This is a genomic window from Streptomyces sp. NPDC034037 (genome assembly GCF_055575715.1).
In genome coordinates this window covers 436769-456160 of sequence record NZ_JBVISC010000003.1, presented here as the reverse complement: position 1 = coordinate 456160, position 19392 = coordinate 436769, and the positions used below count along the sequence as shown (strand labels likewise).

At 74.0% G+C, this 19392-nt stretch carries 16 protein-coding genes; 7 read left to right on the top strand and 9 right to left on the bottom strand.

Features of this window, described 5'->3' with window-relative positions; translation table 11 throughout:
- The 3 genes from ACZ516_RS12675 to ACZ516_RS12665 form a co-directional block, all read right to left on the bottom strand.
- Complete coding sequence (locus tag ACZ516_RS12675; protein ID WP_469009991.1) at window positions 1–1839, bottom strand: lasso peptide isopeptide bond-forming cyclase; 1839 nt, start codon at window positions 1837–1839, stop codon at window positions 1–3.
- Window positions 1840–1865: 26 nt separating this feature from the next.
- The gene (locus tag ACZ516_RS12670) at window positions 1866–1976 is read right to left on the bottom strand and encodes a keywimysin-related RiPP (RefSeq protein WP_358584124.1); all 111 of its coding nucleotides are present in this window, start codon (window positions 1974–1976) and stop codon (window positions 1866–1868) included.
- A 536-nt stretch (window positions 1977–2512) separates the two neighbouring features.
- The gene (locus ACZ516_RS12665; protein ID WP_361082278.1) at window positions 2513–3187 is read right to left on the bottom strand and encodes a 4'-phosphopantetheinyl transferase family protein; all 675 of its coding nucleotides are present in this window, start codon (window positions 3185–3187) and stop codon (window positions 2513–2515) included.
- Between the two features lie 169 nt (window positions 3188–3356).
- On the opposite strand from ACZ516_RS12665, the gene ACZ516_RS12660 reads away from it, so the two are divergent.
- The 4 genes from ACZ516_RS12660 to ACZ516_RS12645 all read left to right on the top strand — a co-directional run bounded on the left by ACZ516_RS12660 (window position 3357) and on the right by ACZ516_RS12645 (window position 9335).
- A complete protein-coding gene (locus tag ACZ516_RS12660; protein ID WP_358910161.1) occupies window positions 3357–3983 on the top strand; it encodes a YigZ family protein in 627 nt (208 codons plus the stop codon).
- A 95-nt stretch (window positions 3984–4078) separates the two neighbouring features.
- A complete protein-coding gene (locus ACZ516_RS12655) occupies window positions 4079–5242 on the top strand; it encodes an exonuclease SbcCD subunit D (RefSeq protein ID WP_361082152.1) in 1164 nt (387 codons plus the stop codon).
- The gene (locus ACZ516_RS12650; protein ID WP_469009989.1) at window positions 5239–8289 is read left to right on the top strand and encodes an AAA family ATPase; all 3051 of its coding nucleotides are present in this window, start codon (window positions 5239–5241) and stop codon (window positions 8287–8289) included. Before ACZ516_RS12655 ends, ACZ516_RS12650 begins: the two co-directional genes overlap by 4 nt.
- 134 nt (window positions 8290–8423) lie before the next feature.
- Window positions 8424–9335, top strand: a complete 912-nt coding sequence (locus ACZ516_RS12645) for a glutaminase (RefSeq protein WP_469009988.1) — start codon at window positions 8424–8426, stop codon at window positions 9333–9335.
- A 56-nt stretch (window positions 9336–9391) separates the two neighbouring features.
- Here the strand turns inward: ACZ516_RS12645 and ACZ516_RS12640 are convergent, their stop codons facing one another.
- The gene (locus ACZ516_RS12640; RefSeq protein WP_125510884.1) at window positions 9392–9838 is read right to left on the bottom strand and encodes an Lrp/AsnC family transcriptional regulator; all 447 of its coding nucleotides are present in this window, start codon (window positions 9836–9838) and stop codon (window positions 9392–9394) included.
- A gap of 93 nt (window positions 9839–9931) precedes the next feature.
- On the opposite strand from ACZ516_RS12640, the gene ACZ516_RS12635 reads away from it, so the two are divergent.
- Window positions 9932–10459 (top strand): rhodanese-like domain-containing protein, encoded by a 528-nt coding sequence (locus ACZ516_RS12635; protein ID WP_358698928.1) that lies wholly within the window; start codon window positions 9932–9934, stop codon window positions 10457–10459.
- Between the two features lie 53 nt (window positions 10460–10512).
- On the opposite strand, the gene ACZ516_RS12630 is transcribed toward ACZ516_RS12635, so the two are convergent.
- The gene (locus ACZ516_RS12630) at window positions 10513–12219 is read right to left on the bottom strand and encodes a DUF885 domain-containing protein (RefSeq protein WP_358590239.1); all 1707 of its coding nucleotides are present in this window, start codon (window positions 12217–12219) and stop codon (window positions 10513–10515) included.
- A 35-nt stretch (window positions 12220–12254) separates the two neighbouring features.
- Window positions 12255–12767: an Lrp/AsnC family transcriptional regulator gene (locus tag ACZ516_RS12625; protein WP_361082159.1), complete on the bottom strand. Its 513-nt coding sequence runs from the start codon at window positions 12765–12767 to the stop codon at window positions 12255–12257.
- Between the two features lie 60 nt (window positions 12768–12827).
- Here ACZ516_RS12625 and ACZ516_RS12620 point away from each other — a divergent pair, with 60 nt between their 5' ends.
- Window positions 12828–14072: a trans-sulfuration enzyme family protein gene (locus ACZ516_RS12620; protein WP_469009986.1), complete on the top strand. Its 1245-nt coding sequence runs from the start codon at window positions 12828–12830 to the stop codon at window positions 14070–14072.
- Here the strand turns inward: ACZ516_RS12620 and ACZ516_RS12615 are convergent.
- The 3 genes from ACZ516_RS12615 to ACZ516_RS12605 all read right to left on the bottom strand — a co-directional run bounded on the left by ACZ516_RS12615 (window position 13978) and on the right by ACZ516_RS12605 (window position 18235).
- Window positions 13978–15465: a GNAT family N-acetyltransferase gene (locus tag ACZ516_RS12615; protein ID WP_361082163.1), complete on the bottom strand. Its 1488-nt coding sequence runs from the start codon at window positions 15463–15465 to the stop codon at window positions 13978–13980. The two genes, ACZ516_RS12620 and ACZ516_RS12615, sit on opposite strands and share 95 nt — an antisense overlap.
- Before the next feature lie 112 nt (window positions 15466–15577).
- Complete coding sequence (locus ACZ516_RS12610; protein WP_361082165.1) at window positions 15578–17158, bottom strand: alkaline phosphatase D family protein; 1581 nt, start codon at window positions 17156–17158, stop codon at window positions 15578–15580.
- Window positions 17159–17404: 246 nt separating this feature from the next.
- Window positions 17405–18235: an alpha/beta fold hydrolase gene (locus ACZ516_RS12605; protein ID WP_361082167.1), complete on the bottom strand. Its 831-nt coding sequence runs from the start codon at window positions 18233–18235 to the stop codon at window positions 17405–17407.
- A 201-nt stretch (window positions 18236–18436) separates the two neighbouring features.
- Between ACZ516_RS12605 and ACZ516_RS12600 the strand changes: the two genes are divergently transcribed.
- Window positions 18437–19342, top strand: a complete 906-nt coding sequence (locus tag ACZ516_RS12600) for an RNA polymerase sigma-70 factor (RefSeq protein WP_469009985.1) — start codon at window positions 18437–18439, stop codon at window positions 19340–19342.
- The last annotated feature ends 50 nt before the right edge of the window (window positions 19343–19392 follow it).

The window sequence follows — 19392 nt, the reverse complement described above, 5'->3', positions numbered from 1 at the left end:
CTAACGGGTACGGGCGGGGGACAGGCCGCGCAGCCATACTTCGGCGGCGATGGTGGAGTACAGGATGGCGTCGCGCAGCCCGGGAGCGGAGGGCCGCTGCGCGAGCCGGCGCAGCGCGTCGCCGTCGACCAGGCCGAGCTCCTCCAGCCGGGAGTTCTCCCACAGGGTCGCCAGGTCGGCGCGGTGCCGGCGCAGACCGTCGGCGGCGTCCATCGCGGCGGCGGCCTTGGTGGTGCGGCGCAGGCACGCCTCGGGCACGATGCCGCGCATCGCGGCGGTGAGCACGGGCTTGTAGGCCCAGGGCGTGACACGCTCCTGCGGCTGGATCGCCAGGCACGCCTCGATGACGCGGTCGTCCAGGAACGGCGAGGCCATCGGCACCCCGGCGCGGGCCGCCATGCGGTCCCACTGGCGGATGATGCGGGTGCAGGAGCGGATCTGCTCCAGATCGGCGTGCATGCCCCGGTCCGGGTGCAGCGGGGCGACCGTCGAGGCGGCCTCGCGCAGCGCCCGTTCGGCCATGCGTCCGGCGTCGGGTGTCACCCAGTCGAAGAGGCGCGGCGGCATGCCCCAGCCGAGGCCGGTGGCGACCGACGCGGGGAGCGGGTCGCGCAGGTGACCGGCGGCGTCGGCGAGGCATCGCCCGTACGGACGGGAGTCGGCGAGGGCGCGGACCGTCCCGCCGAGCGGCCACTGCCACAGGGCCCGGAAGCCGCGGAGCTGCCGCAGCGCGAGAAGCGGACGGGTGCGCGCCAGCCGGTGGTAGTACGCCTCGGAGCACCAGGCCACGTGGTCACCGCCGATGCCCGTCAGGTGCACCCGGCTGCCGCGCGCCGCCATCGCGGGCAGATGGCGCAGCACCCGCGAGCGGTCCATGACGCCGATGGTCGGTTCGTCCAGCAGGTCGTCGATGCCCAGGAGGTCGTCGTAGACCAGCGGTGAGGCGTCCGCGTCCCACACCACGTGCTCGACGTCGGGCAGATGTCGCGTCGCCTGCTCGGCCCAGTACAGGTCGGTGTCGGCGGGATCGCGCCCCGGCCAGGTGCTGGCCACGACCTTGGCCGGGGACCGGTCGGCCAGGAAGCAGACGGAGGTGGAGTCCAGGCCGCCGGACAGGTCGCAGCTGACCACGCCTCCTTGGTGGGTACGGGCGTTCACCGCGGCGCCGAGGGCCTCGCGCACCAGCGGAGCGCCGTCGGCGAGCGTGCGGACCGGACGCGGCGGATGCCACCACCGCGAGTGGCGTACGGTCCGTCCGTCGGCGGCGACGATCAACGCGCTGTCCGGCGGGACAGCGGTGACCTCGCGCCAGAGGGAGGTCTCGAAGAGCGGGTAGGGGACCGGCCACAGCAGCCGGACGGCGAGCCGTTCCACGTCGGGTCCGCTGCCCAGCGCGGCGGCGAGGACGTCGGCGCGGGTGGCGGCCACCGGCACGCCGTCCACGTCCGCGTGGAACACCAGCCGGAGCCCGGACGCGGTGCCCTGCACCCTCAATTGCCGGTCCAGGGCGGCGACGAGGTGGAAGCTGCCGGGCAGTGAGCGGGCCAACGCGTCCAGTTCGGCCAGATCGCGCAGCCGCCGGGCCCGGGCCTCCAGTTCGGCCGCCTCGACGGGACAGCAGCCGATGACGGCCAGGGATGCGTGGTCGGCGCGGGCCGTGACGATCTCCTGGTCGTCCCACTGGCCCACCAGCCACGGCCGGCCCGAAGGATGGTGGAGGGTCCGTGCTCCGGGGCGGGCGAAGGTGCGGGCCACGGCGGCCGCCTCCGCACGGTCGTGGAAGACCGTGAAGTGCGCGTCGCCGGGGCCCGTCCCCGCACTCTCGTGCAGTTCAGTCATGACGTCGTGTCAGAACCGTCGCTCCGTCAGTTCTTGCTCAGGATGAGCCGGTCGTTGCCGGAGCGCGCCAGGAGCCCGGTCTTCTTCCGGAACGTTCCGAGCCGGACGAGTGCCGGTGCTTCGTAGGCCTTCTTCATGACCCCTCCTCAGGTTGCGGATCGACACCCCTTCCCTCGGCGGCGGTGCGCTGGGGCTCCGTCGGCCTGCCCTGACCCCATCGGGGAGCCGGGGCGAGGAAGTGGGCGCAGCAACCAGCTAGGTGCATGACCGGAAGGTGCTGCAAGAGCATGAAAGGAAGTATGACGATACGAAAAAGGCATATCTGGAACCGTGTTCGCGCCCTTACTCGCCGGTCGAGTCAGGATCGGACCACGTGTCGACCGCGGTGCGAACAAGTGGAGACAAAACGTTTCCACCTGCGCATCGGGCAGCCCCTGTGGTGGTCCGGTCGCACGGGGACGACAGTCGGGTCGGGAGGGGAGCCGCCGGGGCGCATTCACCGGTGCCGGCGCGCTCCATCTTTTTCAGCCTCCGCCGCGACCGGGGCGGCCGGATCCTCACTTCGGCGCCGACGTCATCGGGGGCGAGACAGCCGCGCTGCTCGCCCCCTACCTCGACGCGCCGCACAGCTGCGGCATGGCACGCGTGCCGGGCACCTGGCGGGCCGGCCCGCCTATCGCGCGGCGGACGCCTGGCGTACGCCGACCGGCAGGACGATCGCCGTGGCGGCTATCCCGTCGCGGACCGTCCACCGGCCGGAGAACACCGTCAGCTCGGCGCCCTCCACCACGGGCCCCGCCACGAGCAGCCGCGCGGTGAACGTACCGGCCGGGTCCAGCTCCAGCCGGGCGTCCTCGAAACCGAGCCAGCGCCCGGTCAGGGGGAACCACGTCTTGTAGACCGACTCCTTGGCGCTGAACAGCAGCCGGTCCCAGGGCGTGCCCGGATACCGGGTGCCCAGCGCGGCGAGCGCGGCACGCTCCGTCTCGTCGGCGATCAGCTTCAGGACGTCCGGGTCCCGCAGCGGCTCGCCCGGCTCCGCGTCGACCCCGAGCGAGATCACCTCGCCGGCGCGGGCCACGACGGCCGCGCGGTACCCCGCGCAGTGCGTCATGCTCCCGACGACCCCGGAGGGCCAGCGGGGCGCTCCCCGCTGCCCCGGCAGGATGGGGGCGGGCGGCACCCCGATGCGCCGCAGCGCGGCGCGGGCGCAGTGCCGCACGGTGGTGAACTCATGGCGCCGCTTGGCCACCGCGTTCGCCACCACCGCCTCCTCCTCGGGGAAGAGCACGGCGTCGGCCGGGTCGTCACGGGTCTCCACGACGGTGACGGGCGCGGCGGCCAGCATGGATGCCAAGGGGCCGGGGGATTCCGGGACTTGGCGCACGGATATCGAGGGGGACGTCACGAGAGATCACCGTACCCGGCTGAGGCGCCCGCGCGCGGGGACAGTGACGTGCGCCACCCGGCGCCGCTCCCGGCTCGGGCGGCGCCCGCCGAGCGCCTACGCTGGCGTGATGCAGGACGAGTACCGCACAGTGGCCCGCGAGGGCGTGCACGAGACCGAGATCAACCGCTCGCGGTTCCTGTGCACCCTGGCGCCCGCGGCCACCGAGCGGGAGGCGCAGGACTTCGTCGCGCGCGTCCGCAAGGAGCACCCGACGGCCACGCACAACTGCTTCGCATACGTCATCGGGGCCGACGCGGCGATCCAGAAGGCCAGTGACGACGGCGAGCCCGGCGGCACGGCGGGTGTCCCGATGCTCCAGATGCTCACCCGCCGGGACATGCGGTACGTCGCCGCCGTCGTCACCCGCTACTACGGCGGCGTCAAGCTCGGCGCGGGCGGTCTCATCCGCGCCTACGGAGGAGCCGTCGGCGAGGCGCTCGACGCCCTTGGCACCGTCACCCGCCGCCGCTTCCGCCTGGCCACCGTCACCGTCGACCACCAGCGCGCCGGCAAGGTCCAGAACGATCTGCGCTCGGCCGGCCGCGAGGTGCGTGACGTTCGTTACGGCGAGGCCGTCACCATCGAGATCGCTCTGCCCGACGCCGACGTCGCCGCCTTCCGGGGCTGGCTGGCCGACGCCACCGCGGGCACCGCCGTGTTCGACCTCGGGGGAGAGGCGTACGGGGACGCATGACGTCGCGGGTGCCCCCGGGAGCCGGGGCGCAGGAGGCGTACGGATACGGCGGTGGCCGCCCGTGATGTCCGACCCGCCCGTTAGTCTCGGGGATCATGAGGCTGCTGCACACGTCCGACTGGCACCTGGGCCGCTCGTTCCACCGCGTGAACATGCTCGACGCCCAGGCCGCGTTCATCGCGCACCTGGTGGCGACCGTGCGCGAGCGCGAGGTCGACGCCGTCCTGGTGGCCGGTGACGTCTACGACAGGGCGGTGCCGCCGCTCGCCGCGGTCGAACTCTTCGACGACGCCCTGCACCGGCTCGCGGACCTCGGCGTGCCCACGGTGATGATCTCCGGCAACCACGACTCGGCGCGCCGCCTCGGCGTCGGCGCGGGCCTCATCGACCGCGCCGGCATCCACCTGCGCACCGCCCCCGCCGCCTGCGCGGACCCCGTCATCCTCGCCGACGACCACGGGGACGTGGCGTTCTACGGCCTGCCCTACCTCGAACCCGCCCTGGTCAAGGACGAGTTCGGGGTGGACAAGGCGGGCCACGAGGCCGTCGTCGCGGCCGCCATGGACCGCGTACGGGCCGACCTCGCCACCCGCGCGCCGGGCACCCGCTCCGTCGTGCTCGCCCACGCCTTCGTCAGCGGTGGCCAGGCCAGCGACAGCGAGCGGGACATCACCGTCGGCGGGGTCGCGTCGGTGCCCGCCGCGCTCTTCGACGGCGTCGACTACGCCGCGCTCGGTCACCTGCACGGCAGCCAGACGCTCGGCCCGCGCGTGCGCTACTCCGGCTCGCCGCTGCCGTACTCCTTCTCCGAAGCGGACCACCGCAAGAGCATGTGGCTGATCGACCTCGGCCCCGGAGGGGAGATCGGGGCCGAGCGCCTCGACTGCCCGGTGCCGCGCGCACTGGCCCGCATCCGGGGCACCCTGGACGAGCTGCTCGACGACCCCGCCCTCACCCGGCACGAGGAGGCGTGGATCGAGGCCACCCTCACCGACGCCGTGCGCCCCGACGACCCCATGGCCCGGCTCTGCGCGCGCTTCCCGCACACCCTCAGCCTCCTCTTCGACCCGGACCGGGCCCCCGACGACCCGGACCTCTCCTACGCCCGGCGCCTCGAGGGCCGCAGCGACCAGCAGATCGCCGAGGACTTCGTGGCCCATGTGCGCGGCGCCGGGCCCGACCCGCACGAGCGGGCGGTCCTGCGGTCCGCCTTCGACGACGTCCGCACGGACGACACCGTGCACGAGGTCGCCCGATGAGACTCCACCGGCTGCGCCTCACCGCGTTCGGGCCCTTCGGCACTGCCCAGGACATCGACTTCGACAAGCTCTCCGCCGCCGGCCTCTTCCTGCTGCACGGGCCGACCGGCGCCGGCAAGACCTCCGTCCTGGACGCCGTGTGCTACGCCCTGTACGGCTCGGTGCCGGGCCCCCGCCAGGGCGGCGGACAGGGCATGACACTGCGCAGCGACCACGCCCGGCAGGACACCCGCACCGAGGTGTGCCTGGAGCTCAGCGTCGCCGGGCGCCGCCTGGAGATCACCCGCATGCCGCCCTGGGCGCGGCCCAAGAAACGCGGCACCGGCACCACCACCGACAAAGCCCAGAGCTGGCTGCGCGAGCGCGCTCCCGAGGGCGGCTGGAAGGACCTGAGCCGCTCCCACCAGGAGATAGGCGAGGAGATCACCCAGCTGCTCGGCATGAGCAAGGAGCAGTTCTGCCAGGTCGTGCTGCTGCCCCAGGGCGACTTCGCCCGCTTCCTGCGCGCGGACGCGGAAGCGCGCGGCAAGCTGCTCGGCCGCCTCTTCGACACCCGCAGGTTCGCCGCCGTCGAGCAGCGGCTCGCCGAGCAGCGGCGCACCACGGAGACCGAGGTCAAGGACGGCGACGCGGCGCTCCTCGCCGACGCGCACCGCATGCAGCAGGCCGCCGCCGACGACGGCGGGGAAGCCGAGCTGCCCCTGCCCGGCCTCGCGCCCGGCGACCCGGGCCTGGCCGCCGAGGTCCTCTCCTGGGCCGCTGTGGCCCGCGCGAGCGCCCGCGAACGCCTCACCATCGCGCGGTGCGCCCTCACCGCCGCCGAATCCGCGCAGGCCGCCGCCGAACGCCGACTCGGTGACGTACGCGAACTCGACCGGCTGCAGAACCGCTTCGCCGAGGCACGGGAGCGCGCGGCGCGGCTCCAGGCCCGCGAGGAGGAGCGGCGCGAGCACGAGCGGCGCCTGGAGCGGGCGCGCAAGGCCGAGACCGTGGCCCCCGCGCTCGCCCTGCGCGACGCCGCCGAGGCGGAACACCGCCGGGCCGCCCAAGAGGAGGCACACGCGCGTGGCCGCCTCCCCGAGACGTTCGCGGACTCCGGCGCGTCGGGGCTGGCCGCCGCCGCGCGCAAGGCGGCCGAGGAGCTGGGGGGCCTCGGAGCCGCCCGGCGCGCGGAGCAGCGGCTCGCCGACATCGCCGCCGAACGCGCGGCGCTGGAGCGGCAGGAGCGCGCCGACGACGACCTGCTGCGGGACGCGTCCGGCTGGCTCGACGGCTGGGAGGGGGCCCGGGCCGCCCTCCAGGAACGCGTCGAATCCGCGCGGGAGGCCGCGACGCACGCCGAGCGGCTGGCGGGCCGCCTCGAACCGGCCCAGGACCGCCTGGACGCCGCCCACCGCCGCGACCGCCTCGCCCGGGAAGCGGCGGCGGCCCACGAGCGCGCCCTGACCGCGCGCGAACACGCCGGGGCCACCCATGAGCACTGGCTCGCTCTCAAGGAACAGCGCCTGACGGGCATCGCCGCCGAGCTCGCCGCGCGTCTGACGGACGGCGAGCCGTGCGCCGTGTGCGGGGCCACGGAGCACCCCGCCCCGGCCGGCAAGAGCGCCGGACACGTGGACCGGCGCACCGAGGAGGAGGCGCTCACCGCCCACCGTGCCGCGCTGGAGGCCCGCACGGCCGCAGAGCGCGCGCTCGGCGACGTCCAGGCCTCCCTGACCGCGGCCACGGAGGCGGCACGCGGTGGCGTGGGACGCCGGACCACCGGCGAACCCGGGGAGGCGGAACCGACCGTCGAGGAACTCGACGGGATCGTGGGGGAGTTGCGGCGGGCGCACGCCGAGGCCCGCGACCGCGCTTCAGGGCTGCACGCCGCGCGGGAGGCGCTCGCGCGGGCCGAGCGCGAGTACGACCGCAGGACCGCCGAGCAGCAGGAGGCCGCCCGCCGCGCCGCGTCCCGCGCCACCCTGCGCGAAGCACTCGACCGCGAACAGGACGTGCTGGCAGCCGAGTTGACCCGGGTGCGCGGCGCCACCGGCAGCGTCGCCGACCGTGCCGCCCAGCTCGAACGGCAGACCGCGCTGCTCACCGAGGCGGCCGACGCCGCGCGCGTCGCCGCCGACACCGCCGAGCGCCTCAAGGCGGCGGACGCACGCCTGGCCGACGCCGCCTTCCGTGCCAAGTTCGACACCCCGCGGGCGGCGGCCGAGGCCCTCCTCGACGACGCCCGCCACCGCGAGCTGCAACACCGCATCGACGCCTGGCGCGACGAAGAGGCCGCAGTGCGCTCCGTCCTCGCCGAACCGGACACGGCCGCCGCCGACCGGCAGCCGCCCGCCGATCTGCCGGCGGCGCGGGCCGAGGCCGAGGCCGCGGGGCGGCGGCTGCGGACGGCGGCCTCCGCGCGCGACGCCGCGGCACGCCGCTGCGCCGAACTGGACCGGCTCTCCGCCCGCACGGCCGCGGCGACGCGCGCACTGGCGCCCCTGCGCGCCGCCCACGACCGCGTGGCCCGGCTGGCCGGCCTCGCCGCGGGCACCTCGGCGGACAACGAACGCCGGATGCGCCTGGAGTCGTACGTGCTGGCCGCCCGCCTGGAGCAGGTGGCCGCCGCCGCGACGGTCCGGCTGCGCCGGATGTCGTCCGGGCGCTACACCCTGGTGCACTCCGACGACCGTACGGGGCGCGGCCGTTCGGGCCTCGGCCTGCACGTGGTCGACGCGTGGACGGGCCGGGAGCGCGACACGGCGACCCTCTCGGGCGGCGAGACGTTCTTCGCCTCGCTGGCGCTGGCGCTGGGCCTCGCGGACGTCGTCACCGACGAGGCGGGCGGCGTACGCCTGGACACGCTCTTCATCGACGAGGGCTTCGGCAGCCTGGACGACCAGACCCTGGACGAGGTCCTGGACGTCCTGGACTCACTGCGCGAGCGGGACCGCAGCGTGGGCATCGTCAGCCACGTCGCCGACCTGCGCCGCCGGGTGCACGCGCAGCTGGAGGTGGTGAAGGGACGGGGCGGGTCGGTGGTGCGGCAGCGAGGGGTGGGATAGGCGAGCGGGCGGGCGGCCCCGCCGAGGGCGCGGTACGGGCAGGCGTTATCCTGACCCCGGTCGCCGACATACCCCGCAAGCAGCGGATTTTCGGGTCGAAACGGCCACCTCCGTACAGGCAGAAAGCGCAGGTTGTGGACTACCAGGCCGTTCTCGAGGAAGTCGCCGCCTTCGCCCGGCCGCTGGTGGGCCGCGGTCAGGTGGCCCGGTACATCCCGGCGCTCGCCGGCGTGGATGCCGAGCGGTTCGGCATCGCGGTCGCCGACGTCGACGGCGAGGTGCACGGGGTGGGGGACTGGCAGGAGCCGTTCTCCGTCCAGTCCATCTCCAAGGCCTTCAGCCTCGCGCTCGTCCTCGCGGAGGGCGGCGAGCGGATCTGGGACCGGGTCGGCACGGAACCGTCCGGCAACCCCTTCAACTCGCTGGTCCAGCTCGAGTACGAGAACGGCATCCCGCGCAATCCCTTCATCAACGCCGGCGCGCTGGTCGTCACGGACCGGCTGCAGAGCCTCACCGGGGACGCCGGCGCGACGATGCTGGAGTTCCTGCGCGCCGAGAGCGGCAACCCGGACGTCGCCTTCGATCCGGTGGTGGCCGCCTCCGAGGCCGAGCACGGCGACCGCAACGCGGCTCTGGCCCACTTCATGGCGAGCTACGGCAACCTCGACAATCCCGTCGGCATGGTGCTCGACCACTACTTCCGGCAGTGCGCGATCCGCATGAGCTGCCGCGACCTCGCCCTCGCGGCGGCCTTCCTCGCCCGGCACGGCCTGCGCAACGACGGCACGCGTCTGCTGCCCGCCCGCGAGGCGAAGCAGGTCAACGCGGTCATGCTCACCTGCGGCACCTACGACGCGGCGGGCAGTTTCGCCTACCGCGTCGGGCTGCCGGGCAAGAGCGGCGTCGGCGGCGGCATCGTCGCGGTGATCCCCGGACGCTGCACCCTGTGCGTCTGGAGCCCGGGCCTGGACTCGTACGGCAACTCGGTGGCGGGCGTGGCGGCGCTCGACCACTTCACCACCGTGACGGGCTGGTCGGTGTTCTAGCCGGCGTACCCGGCGCAGTCGCCGCACACCCGGCCTGCCCCGAGGTGACGGCGCCGTCAGCGTCCCAGCGGGCGCCTCGGCAGGGGAGAGGAGTAGACGACGCTCGTCGTCACCGAACCCAGGGCGCCGATCCGGCCCGAGACCTCTTCGAGGTGGTTCATCGACCGCGCGGCGACCTTGATGACGAAGCAGTCGTCGCCGGTGACGTGATGCGCCTCGAGGATCTCCGGGGTGGCCTCGACCAGGTCGTGGAAAGGCTTGTAATTCCCCGTCGGGTAGCGCAGCCGCACGAACGCGAGAATCGGCAGCCCCAGCCGCTCCGGGTCGACCACGGCCGCGTAGCCCTGGATGACGCCCGCCTCCTCCAGGCGCCGCACGCGCTCGGTGACGGCGCTCGCGGACATCGAGACGGCGCGCGCCAGCTCGGCGTAGCTGGCGCGGCCCTCGCGCTGGAGGACGTCGAGGATGCGCCAGTCGGTGGCGTCCGTGGAATAACCGGTCATGCCCGAGAGGAAACAGGGAAATCCCCGGCCGATCAAGGGGGGTGCCGGGGATCGCCGCTTCAGACTTCCGGTTGCGGCACCTAGATTTCTGCCATGGACACCACGAACGTGCAGGTCAGCTCCCCTTCCGCCGACTCGGCCGCCGCACTTCCCGCCGCCGTGAATTCCGTTCTGCGGATCCCGCCCGCCTCCCCGGCCGCGGCCGCCGCGTACTTCGGGGCGAGCCTCGCCTTCCACGCCGATGTCTCCGACGTGGCCGCCGCCCTCGCGGACGGCGGCGACCCCGGCTTCGTCGTGATCGACACCCGCAGCACCGCGTCGTGGGACCAGGGGCACATCCCGGGCGCACTCCACCTGCCCACCGCGCTCATCCCCGAGCAGGCCGAGGCGCTCCTCGACAAGTCGGTGCCGGTGATCACCTACTGCTGGGGCCCGGGCTGCAACGGCGCCACCCGGGCGGCCCTCGCCCTCGCCCGGCTCGGCTTCCCGGTCAAGGAGATGCTCGGCGGCTTCGAGTACTGGGCGCGGGAAGGCTTCGCGTACGAGACGTGGGAGGGCCGGGAGCGACGCGCCCCGGACGGCCTCACGGCGCCGCTCGACGCCGCCGACTGCGGCTGCTGACCCCAGAGGGGCGGTGGACGGGCCGCAGCCACGGCCGCCCACCGCCCCCTTGCTCACAGCCGGGACAGCTCGTCCACCAGGTCGTCCAGACCCAGCGAGCCCTGGGAGAGCGCCGCCATGTGCCATGCCTTCGCGTCGAACGCGTCGCCGTGGCGCCGGCGCGCGTTCTCGCGGCCGAGCAGCCACGCCCGCTCGCCCAGCTTGTAGCCGATGGCCTGGCCCGGGATCGTGAGGTAGCGCGTCAGCTCGCTCGCCACGTACTCCGCCGGGCGGCTGGAGTGCGCGTCGCAGAACTCCTGGGCCAGGTCCGGTGTCCAGCGCTCGCCCGGGTGGAAGGGGGAGTCCGCCGGGATCTCCAGCTCCAGGTGCATGCCGATGTCGACGATGACCCGCAGCGCGCGCATCATCTGGGCGTCCAGATAACCGAGCCTGCGCTCGGGGTCGGTGAGGAAGCCCAGCTCGTCCATGAGCCGCTCGGCGTAGAGCGCCCAGCCCTCCGCGTTCGCGCTGACGAGGCCGACGGTCGCCTGGTAGCGGGAGAGGTCCTGCGCCACGTGGGCCCACTGGGCGATCTGGAGGTGGTGGCCCGGCACGCCCTCGTGGTACCAGGTGGAGACGAGGTCGTAGACGGGGAAGCGGGTCTCACCCATGGTCGGCAGCCAGGTGCGGCCGGGGCGCGAGAAGTCCTCGGACGGGCCCGTGTAGTAGGGGGCCGCCGCGCCGCCGGGCGGGGCGATGTGGGACTCCACCGTGCGGACGCGCTCGGCGAGTTCGAAGTGCGTGCCGTCCAGCGCCTCGATCGCCTCGTCCATCAGCTCCTGGAGCCACACCCGCACCTCCTCGACGCCCTCGATGTGCGTGCCGTGCTCGTCCAGGTGCGCCAGCGCCACCCAGGGCGTGGCGGCCCCCGGCAGGACCTTCTCCGCCTCGGCGCGCATCTCCCCGAGCAGCCGGTGGAACTCCGACCAGCCGTACGCGTACGCCTCGTCGAGATTCAGATCCGTGCCGTTGAAGTAGCGGGACAGCAGGGCGTAGCGCTCGCGGCCCACGGTGTCGGGGGAGCCCTCGATCGTGGGCGCGTAGACGTCCCGCATCCAGTCCCGCAGCGAGACCACGGAGGCGGTGGCGGCCCGCGCCGCGTCGTCCAGCTCGGAGCGCAGCGCGTCCGGCCCCGCGGCGGCGAACTCCTCGAACCAGCCGCCCTTGCCCGCTCCGCCCGCCCACTCGGTGAGCTGCCCGATGAACGTGGCCGTGGGGCGCGGCGCCCCGAACAGCTTGCGGTCCAGGCCGAGTTCGAGCGAGGCGCGATAGCCCTCCAGCGCGGTCGGTACGGCCCGCAGCCGCTCGGCGATGACCGCCCAGTCCTCCCGCGTCTCCATGGGCGTCACGGTGAAGATCTCCCGCACCTGGTGCGGCATCGTGTCGAGATTGCCGACCCGGCGCAGGCCCTCCCCGGCGTCGTGCACGGCCAGCTCCGCGGTGAGCCGCTCGCGCAGCAGCCTGCCGCAGCGGCGCTCGATCTCCCGGTCCGCCCCGGGCCGGGTTTCCGCCTCGTCCAGCCGGACGAGGGTCGTCCGCGCCAGCCGGGCGAGCGCCTCCTGACCGGCGGGCGAGGTGTCGGGGAGCCTGCTGTCGCTCTCCCGTACGCCGAGGTAGGTGCCGGTGATGGGGTCGAGGGCGATGAGCTCGTCGACGTACGCGTCGGCGACCTCGCGGGGCAGGGGGCCGGCGTTCGGATGTGGGTTCTTCGTCACTGACATGCGGACATCCTCGTACGAGGGGACGGTGCGCGTCATCATGGTTCGGCGGGAATCTCGCGTGGTCCGGCGCCGGCGTCCTCGGCCGGCAGCAGGGGGCCGCACTCCCACTGCTGGAAGATCAACCTCGTCTCCACGCGGGCCACTTCGCGCCGCGCCGTGAACTCGTCGAGCACCAGCCGCTGGAGATCCGCCGGGCCGGCCACCGCCACATGCACCAGGAAGTCCTCCGGGCCCGTGAGATGGAACAGCGACAACGACTCGGGCAGGGCCCGGATCCGTTCCACGAAGGGCACCACGAGGTCGCGGCGGTGCGGCCGCACCTGCACCGAGAGCAGGGCCTGGAGGCCGCGCCCGAGTTTCGCCGGATCCAGGCGCAGCTGGTGGCCGAGGATCACCCCCGAGCGCCGCAGCCGCGCCACCCGGTCGAGGCAGGTGGACGGCGCCACACCGACCTGCGCCGCGAGGTCGCGGTAGGTGGTCCGGGCGTCGTTCTGCAACAGCCGCAGAATGTGGAGGTCCACCGGGTCCAGTGCGACAGAGTCGGCCATCGGGCGAACGTAGCACGGGATGTGCCGCCGTCGGCCCGGGTCCTGTTCAGTCTGTGGGGCATGGAAGCGAACACGGAGAAAGCCATGCGGGAGGCGCCGCGTGCACTGGCCACCGAGGCCGTGCACGCCGGGCGGGACGATCTGGCCGAACTGGGCCTGCACGCCCCGCCCATCGACCTCTCCACGACCTACCCCTCCCGCGACAGCCGCGGCGAGGCCGCCCGCATCGACGCCTTCGCCGCCGAGGGGGTCCTCGACGACGGGCCGCCCGTCTACGCCCGGCTCGGCAATCCGACGGTCGCCCGTTTCGAGACCGCGCTGGCCCGCCTCGAAGGCACCGAGAGCGCCGTCGCGTTCGCCAGCGGCATGGCCGCCCTCACCGCGGTCCTGCTGGTGCGCGCCGCCGCCGGCCTGCGGCACGTCGTGGCGGTGCGGCCGCTGTACGGCTGCAGCGACCACCTGCTCACTGCGGGGCTGCTCGGCACCGAGGTGACGTGGGTGGACCCGGCCGGCATCGCGGACGCCGTCCGTCCCGACACCGGTCTGGTGATGGTCGAGTCACCGGCCAACCCGACGCTCGCCGAACTAGACCTGGCCGCCGTGGCCCACTCCTGCGGCGAGGTGCCGCTGCTCGCCGACAACACCTTCGCCACTCCCGTCCTCCAGCGGCCCGTGGAGAGCGGCGCCCGCCTGGTGCTGCACAGCGCCACGAAGTACTTGGGCGGCCACGGTGACGTCCTCGCCGGAGTCGTCGCGTGCGACGAGGAGTTCGCGCGCCGGCTGCGCCAGGTGCGGTTCGCCACCGGAGGGGTGCTGCATCCGCTCGCCGGGTACCTGCTGCTGCGCGGCCTCGCCACGCTGCCGGTCCGGGTGCGGGCGGCGTCGGCGAACGCGGCGGAGCTGGCGCGGCGCCTCGCCGGGGACCCGCGTGTGGCGCGCGTCCACTACCCCCGGCTCGGCGGCGCCATGGTCGCCTTCGAGGTGTGCGGCGACCCGCACGAGGTGATCGCCGGGGTCCGGCTGATCACCCCGGCGGTCAGCCTCGGCAGCGTCGACTCGCTCATCCAGCACCCGGCGTCCATCAGCCACCGCGTGGTGGACGCCGCGGACCGGCACTCGTCCGGCGTGAGCGACCGCCTGCTGCGCATGTCGTGCGGTCTGGAGGACGTCGAGGACCTGTGGCGCGACCTGGACCAGGCCCTCGGCCCGGTCAGCGCTCCGCCCGCTGATGCCGCTCGACGCGACCGTCGTGCGACCGTGCCCCCTCGTGCGGGCGAGCCTCGCCGTGCGGCTGCCGCGCGCTGACGGACGGCGCGTCGAGGCGGGCGGTGATCACCAGCGTGCCCTCCTCGATCTGGTAGTCGAGCGGCAGGCCGAGACCCCGCATCGCGGCGACCATGCCCGTGTTGGAGGCCTGGGTCACCGCGTACACGCTCTCGCAGCCCGCCTCGGCCGCCATCGCCACGAGCCGGCCGAGCAGCTGACCGCCGATGCCGCGCCGCTGCCACTCGTCCTCCACGAGCAGCGCGATCTCGGTCTCGTCGCCGTCCCAGAGCAGATGGCCGACGCCGACGATGCGGCCGGAGGCCGTCTGCACCGCGAGGGTGCGGCCGAACCGCGGGCTGAGCAGGTGGCCCAGATAGCGGTCGGCGTCCCGCACCGGGCCGTGGTAGCGCATGCTCAGGGTGCGTTGCGAGCAGCGGTCGTGCATGGCTTTGGCGGCCTGGATGTCGGCCGTGTCGGCCCGGCGCACGGTGATGGAGTTGCCCTCGGGCAGGGTCAGCACGTCCTGGCTGCGCGGGACCCGCGGACCGAGCCGTGTGTCCAGTTCCACCAGGGCACGCGCGCGGGCGAACTCCGTGGGGGTGAACGGCAGATGGGGCCGCTCCACGGTGATCACCTCGCCGTCCGGGCCGTTCAGGCGCAGCACGGTCCCTTCGAGCGCGCCGTCCACCGGTGCCGCGGGCGGCGTCGGGGCCTGGCGGCCCACGGCTCGGGAGGCGGCGGGCAGCGAGCGGATGGTGCAGCGGCCGAGGAGCTGTCGCAGGGCGAGCGGCAGCTCGGCGGCGTCGAGCGCGGTGCGGGTGGCAAGGCCCAGGATGCGGGTGGGGGCGTCCACCAGGTCGTGGGTGTCGGCGCGTTCGATCCAGGTGCCCGCGCCGCCCGCGCGGGCGATCGACCGGGTGATCTCGGCGCCGGCCAGGGCTTCCGGGGCGCGCAGCAGGAACTCGTCGACCGTGCCCTCGGCCAGGGGATGTGCCTGCAGGCTCAGGATGTCCACCCCCAGCTCGGCGAGCGCCCCGCAGAGCGCGGCCAGGGAGCCCGGCTCGTCCCGTACGGTCGTACGCATCCGCCACAGCGTCGTCGCTCCGGGCGTGGCCGGGTGGCCGCTCCGTGCGGTGGTGGCGGGCCCGGCCTGCTCCGCCTCGGCGGGTGGCCGGGCGCCGATATCGGGTGCCGGCGGGGCATGGTTGTGGCGTCGTGCCCACCAGAGGTGGAACCCGGTCGTGGCGAGGAGCACCACGGCCGAGATCACGAGCAGGGCAGGCCCGTCGGGGCCGTGCCCGATCATGTTGGCCACGGCGTCCGCCACCGCGACGGCCGTGAAGAGAGCGGCCAGCTCGACCACGTCGCGCCGCCAGTGATGAACGGGGCGGCCGTGCTTGGCGCGGGTCACATCGGTCGGTTCAGTTCGCATGCGACCACTGTGGGCGAGCGGTGTTGCGTGATCACGAACGTCGTGTGACTGATGGGTTAAGAGGCCATCTGTCCTTTTCGTGCCCTTCGCCGGACTGTATCGCCGGGCCGGATCACTGCCCCACCCGGCCCGGCCGCAGCACCTTCGTGAACAGGACGCCACCGCCCTCCTGCCGCAGCCGGACGGTCAGGTCCCCGCTGCCCCCGTCGATGTCGACCTCGCCGAAGTACTGCGGTGTCTCGGCCGGCGAGGTGTTCGCGCGGCTCGGCGCCTTGACGAACTTCTGCTCGGGGCCGAACGTCGCGTCGAGCTTCGTCGCGGGGAAACCGCCGGCGGCCAGCGGCCCGGACACGAACTCCCAGAACGGCGCGAAGTCCTTGAACGCCGCCCGCGAGGGGTCGTAGTGCTGCGCCGAGGTGTAGTGCACGTCGGCGGTCAGCCACACCGTCCCGGTGATCCGCCGGTGCTTGATGTGCCGCAGCAGCTCGGCGATCTGCAGTTCGCGGCCGAGCGGTGCGCCGGGATCGCCCTGCGCGACGGCCTCGAAGTTCGCCCTGCCGTCCGGCACGACGAGCCCGAGGGGCATGTCGGAGGCGATGACCTTCCACACCGCCCGGGACCGCGACAGCTCCCGCTTCAGCCAGGCCAGCTGCCGGGCGCCGAGGATGCCGGTGGCGTCGTCGATCTGCCTGTTCGGCGAGTTGGCGTTGCGGTACGAGCGCATGTCCAGGACGAACACGTCCAGGAGCGGCCCGTGCCGCAGTACGCGGTACACCCGCCCCTCCTCGTCGCCCGGCGGCAGCGTCGAGACGGGGAAGTACTCGCTGAACGCCCGCAGGGAGCGGCCCGCCAGCACGTTCACGTCCTTCTCCGTGTAGCGGGCGTCGTCCAGGATCTGGCCCGGGTACCAGTTGTTGCGCACCTCGTGGTCGTCCCACTGCACGAGGGAGGGCACCTGCGCGTTGAACCGGCGCAGGTTCTCGTCGAGGAGGTTGTAGCGGAACGCGCCGCGGAACTCGTCGAGGGACTCGGCGACCTTCGACTTCTCCTCCGTCGTGACGTTCCGCCACACGGAGCCGTCGGGGAGGGTGACGCTCGGCTGGATCGGCCCGTCGGCGTAGATGTTGTCACCGCTGCACAGGAAGAAGTCGGGGTCGCGGCGGCGCATCTCCTCGAAGACGCGGTAGCCGCCCCGGTCCGGGTTGATGCCCCAGCCCTGGCCCGCGATATCGCCCGACCACAGGAAGCGCACCCCTTCCTTGCGGCTCTTGGGCGTCGTGCGGAAGGTGCCGGTGACCGGCCGCCCGGTGCGGCGCGGGTCGTCGGGGTCCGCGAGCAGCACCCGGTAGTGGATCTGCTCGCCGGCCGGCAGCCCCCGCAGCCGGGTCGTCCCCGTGAAGTCGGTGTCCGGCCCGAGCAGCGGGCCGTGCCGGCGCCGCGCGTCGCGGAACGACTCCGTGGCCGCCGTCTCCACGATCATCCGGGCCGGGCGGTCGGACCGGACCCAGACGAGCCCCGCGTGCGCGGTCACGTCCCCCGCCCGCACGCCCCACCCGGCCTCCGGGCGGCCGGACCGGGCGAACGCGGGAGCGGCCCCGGCGAGCCCCGGCACGGCGAGCGCCGCCGGTGCGGCCAGCGATCCGAGCAGCAGGCTGCGGCGGCGGGGGGACGGGCTCGGCTGACGTCGTGACATGAATGCGCCTCCAGTTGACGGGGTGCGACCAGTGTGCGCGCCGCTGACCAGGGGCGCGCCACAGCGCCCGCACGAACCACAAGTGAACAACTCCCCGCCCGCCCGGGGGAACCGGCGCGCACGCAACACCTGGGCCCGGCCTGTGGGTCGCGGGTCTTCGTGCGGACGCGGTCCCACCGAGGAGGACCTGCTCCGCGTCTGCCCCGGCCCCCGTACACCCGCTCGCGGCGGCGGGCCCCGAGCCCGTCAGCGGCAGGTGTCGCGGATGACCCGGGCGACCAGGGCCGGGTCGTCGTTCATCGGGACGTGCCCGCAGCCGGGCAGCCGGACGAGCCGCGCATCGGGGATGACCTGCTTGGCCCGTATCCCCTGGCGGCGCAGGAGCACCCGGTCCCGGGTGCCCCAGGCGACGGTGACCGGCAGCCCCCGCACGTCGTCGCGGAAGAGGACGTCCCGGCCGGCCGTGAGCGTCGCCTCGAAGCCCGGGGCATGGCGCAGGGCGAGCGTCTCGGCGACGACCGCCTCCGGTGAACGGCGCCCCGGACGGGCGTAGATGGCACCGGTGAGCACCGCGCGACCGGCCGCGCTGCCGGACAGCCTCTCGACCACCGAAAGCGGCAGCAGCCGCGCGCCCCGCCGCAGTGCGAGCAGGGTGCTGAAGGCGTACCGGCGTTCGGCCGCCGACCAGAAGCCGCCGGGCGACAGGGCGGTGACGGAGCGCACGAGCCGCTCCCGGCCCAGCTCCAGGGCGAGCAGCCCGCCCAGGGAGTTGCCCGCCACATGGGGACGCTCGATCTTCAGGGCCGCACACAGCGCGCCGAGCGCCGAGACGACCGTGGGGAGGCCGTACGTCAGCCCGTCCGGCAGCGCGGGCGACTCCCCGAAGCCCGGCAGGTCCACCGCGATCACGTCGTACTCGGCGGCCAGGATCCGCGTCACCGGTTCCCAGGCCTGGCGGTGGTGGCCTATGCCGTGCAGCAGGAGCAACGGTTCACCCGCGCCCGACCGTTCGTAGGCGATCGTCATGGTGCGGGGGCCGCCGGGCGACGCGACCTCGAAGGACACCTCTGCGGACATGGCTGCTCCTGTTCCCGTCGCGGGACGACGGCTCCTCAACTGCGTTAGACACGTTGTCAGCAACAATTACCGCCCAGTAGGCACCACTTCAAGAGGCAGCCCCACTTCAAGAGGCAGCCCACTTCAAAAGGTGGCCCACGCCTCACGGGGCCGCCCCGATTCCTCCTGGACAGCGGATCTTCAGTGAGCTGGGATGGAGAGGTGGCTACCGACAGCGCGACCGACCTCTTCGAACAGCACCGCCCCGTCCTGATGGGTGTCGCCTACCGCATGCTCGGCCGGGTGGCCGACGCGGAGGACGTCGTCCAGGAGGCCTGGCTCCGCTGGTCCGCCGCCGACCACGGCCAAGTCCGCGACCCGCGCGCCTACTTGGTGCGTGTCACCACCCGCCTCGCCATCGACCGGCTGCGCCACGTCCAGTCCCGGCGCGAGGCGTACGTGGGACCGTGGCTCCCCGAGCCCTACGTCACCGACTTCGGCCCCACCGTCCCCGACACCGCCGAGCGGGCCGTCCTCGCCGAGTCCGTCTCCCTGGCGGTCCTCGTCGTCATGGAGTCCCTCTCGCCCCTGGAGCGCGCCGTCTTCGTGCTGCGGGAGGCCTTCGGATTCCCCTACGCCGAGATCGCGCACACGCTGGACCGCGGCGAGGCCGCGGTGCGCCAGCTCGCGGGGCGCGCCCGCAAGCACGTCGAGGCGGGCCGCCCCCGCTACGAGGTGGACCCGGCCGAGCGCCGCGACCTCACCGAGCGGTTCCTGGCGGCGGCCGCCGAGGGCGACCTGGAGGGCCTGATGGCGCTGCTCGCCCCGGACGTCCGACTCGTCGGTGACAGCGGCGGCAAGGCCAAGGCGCCGCTGCGCGTCGTCGAGACCGCCGAAAAGGTGGGCCGCTTCCTGCACGGCGTCGCCGCCAAGGGCCTCGCTCCCGGGTCCGAGCTGGAATTGCGGTTCCTCGAACTCAATGGAGCCGAATCGGTGCTCCTTCTGGCCGACGGGAAGCCGGACAGTGTCCTCCAGGTGGACACCGCCGACGGCCGCATTCAACGCGTCTACATCATCCGCAATCCGGACAAGCTCCTGCTGCTCGCCCACCACGGGCACGGCGAATAACCGCCCGGGACGGCCCACGACCCCCCGGAACCAAGCCCCCACCCGGCGGT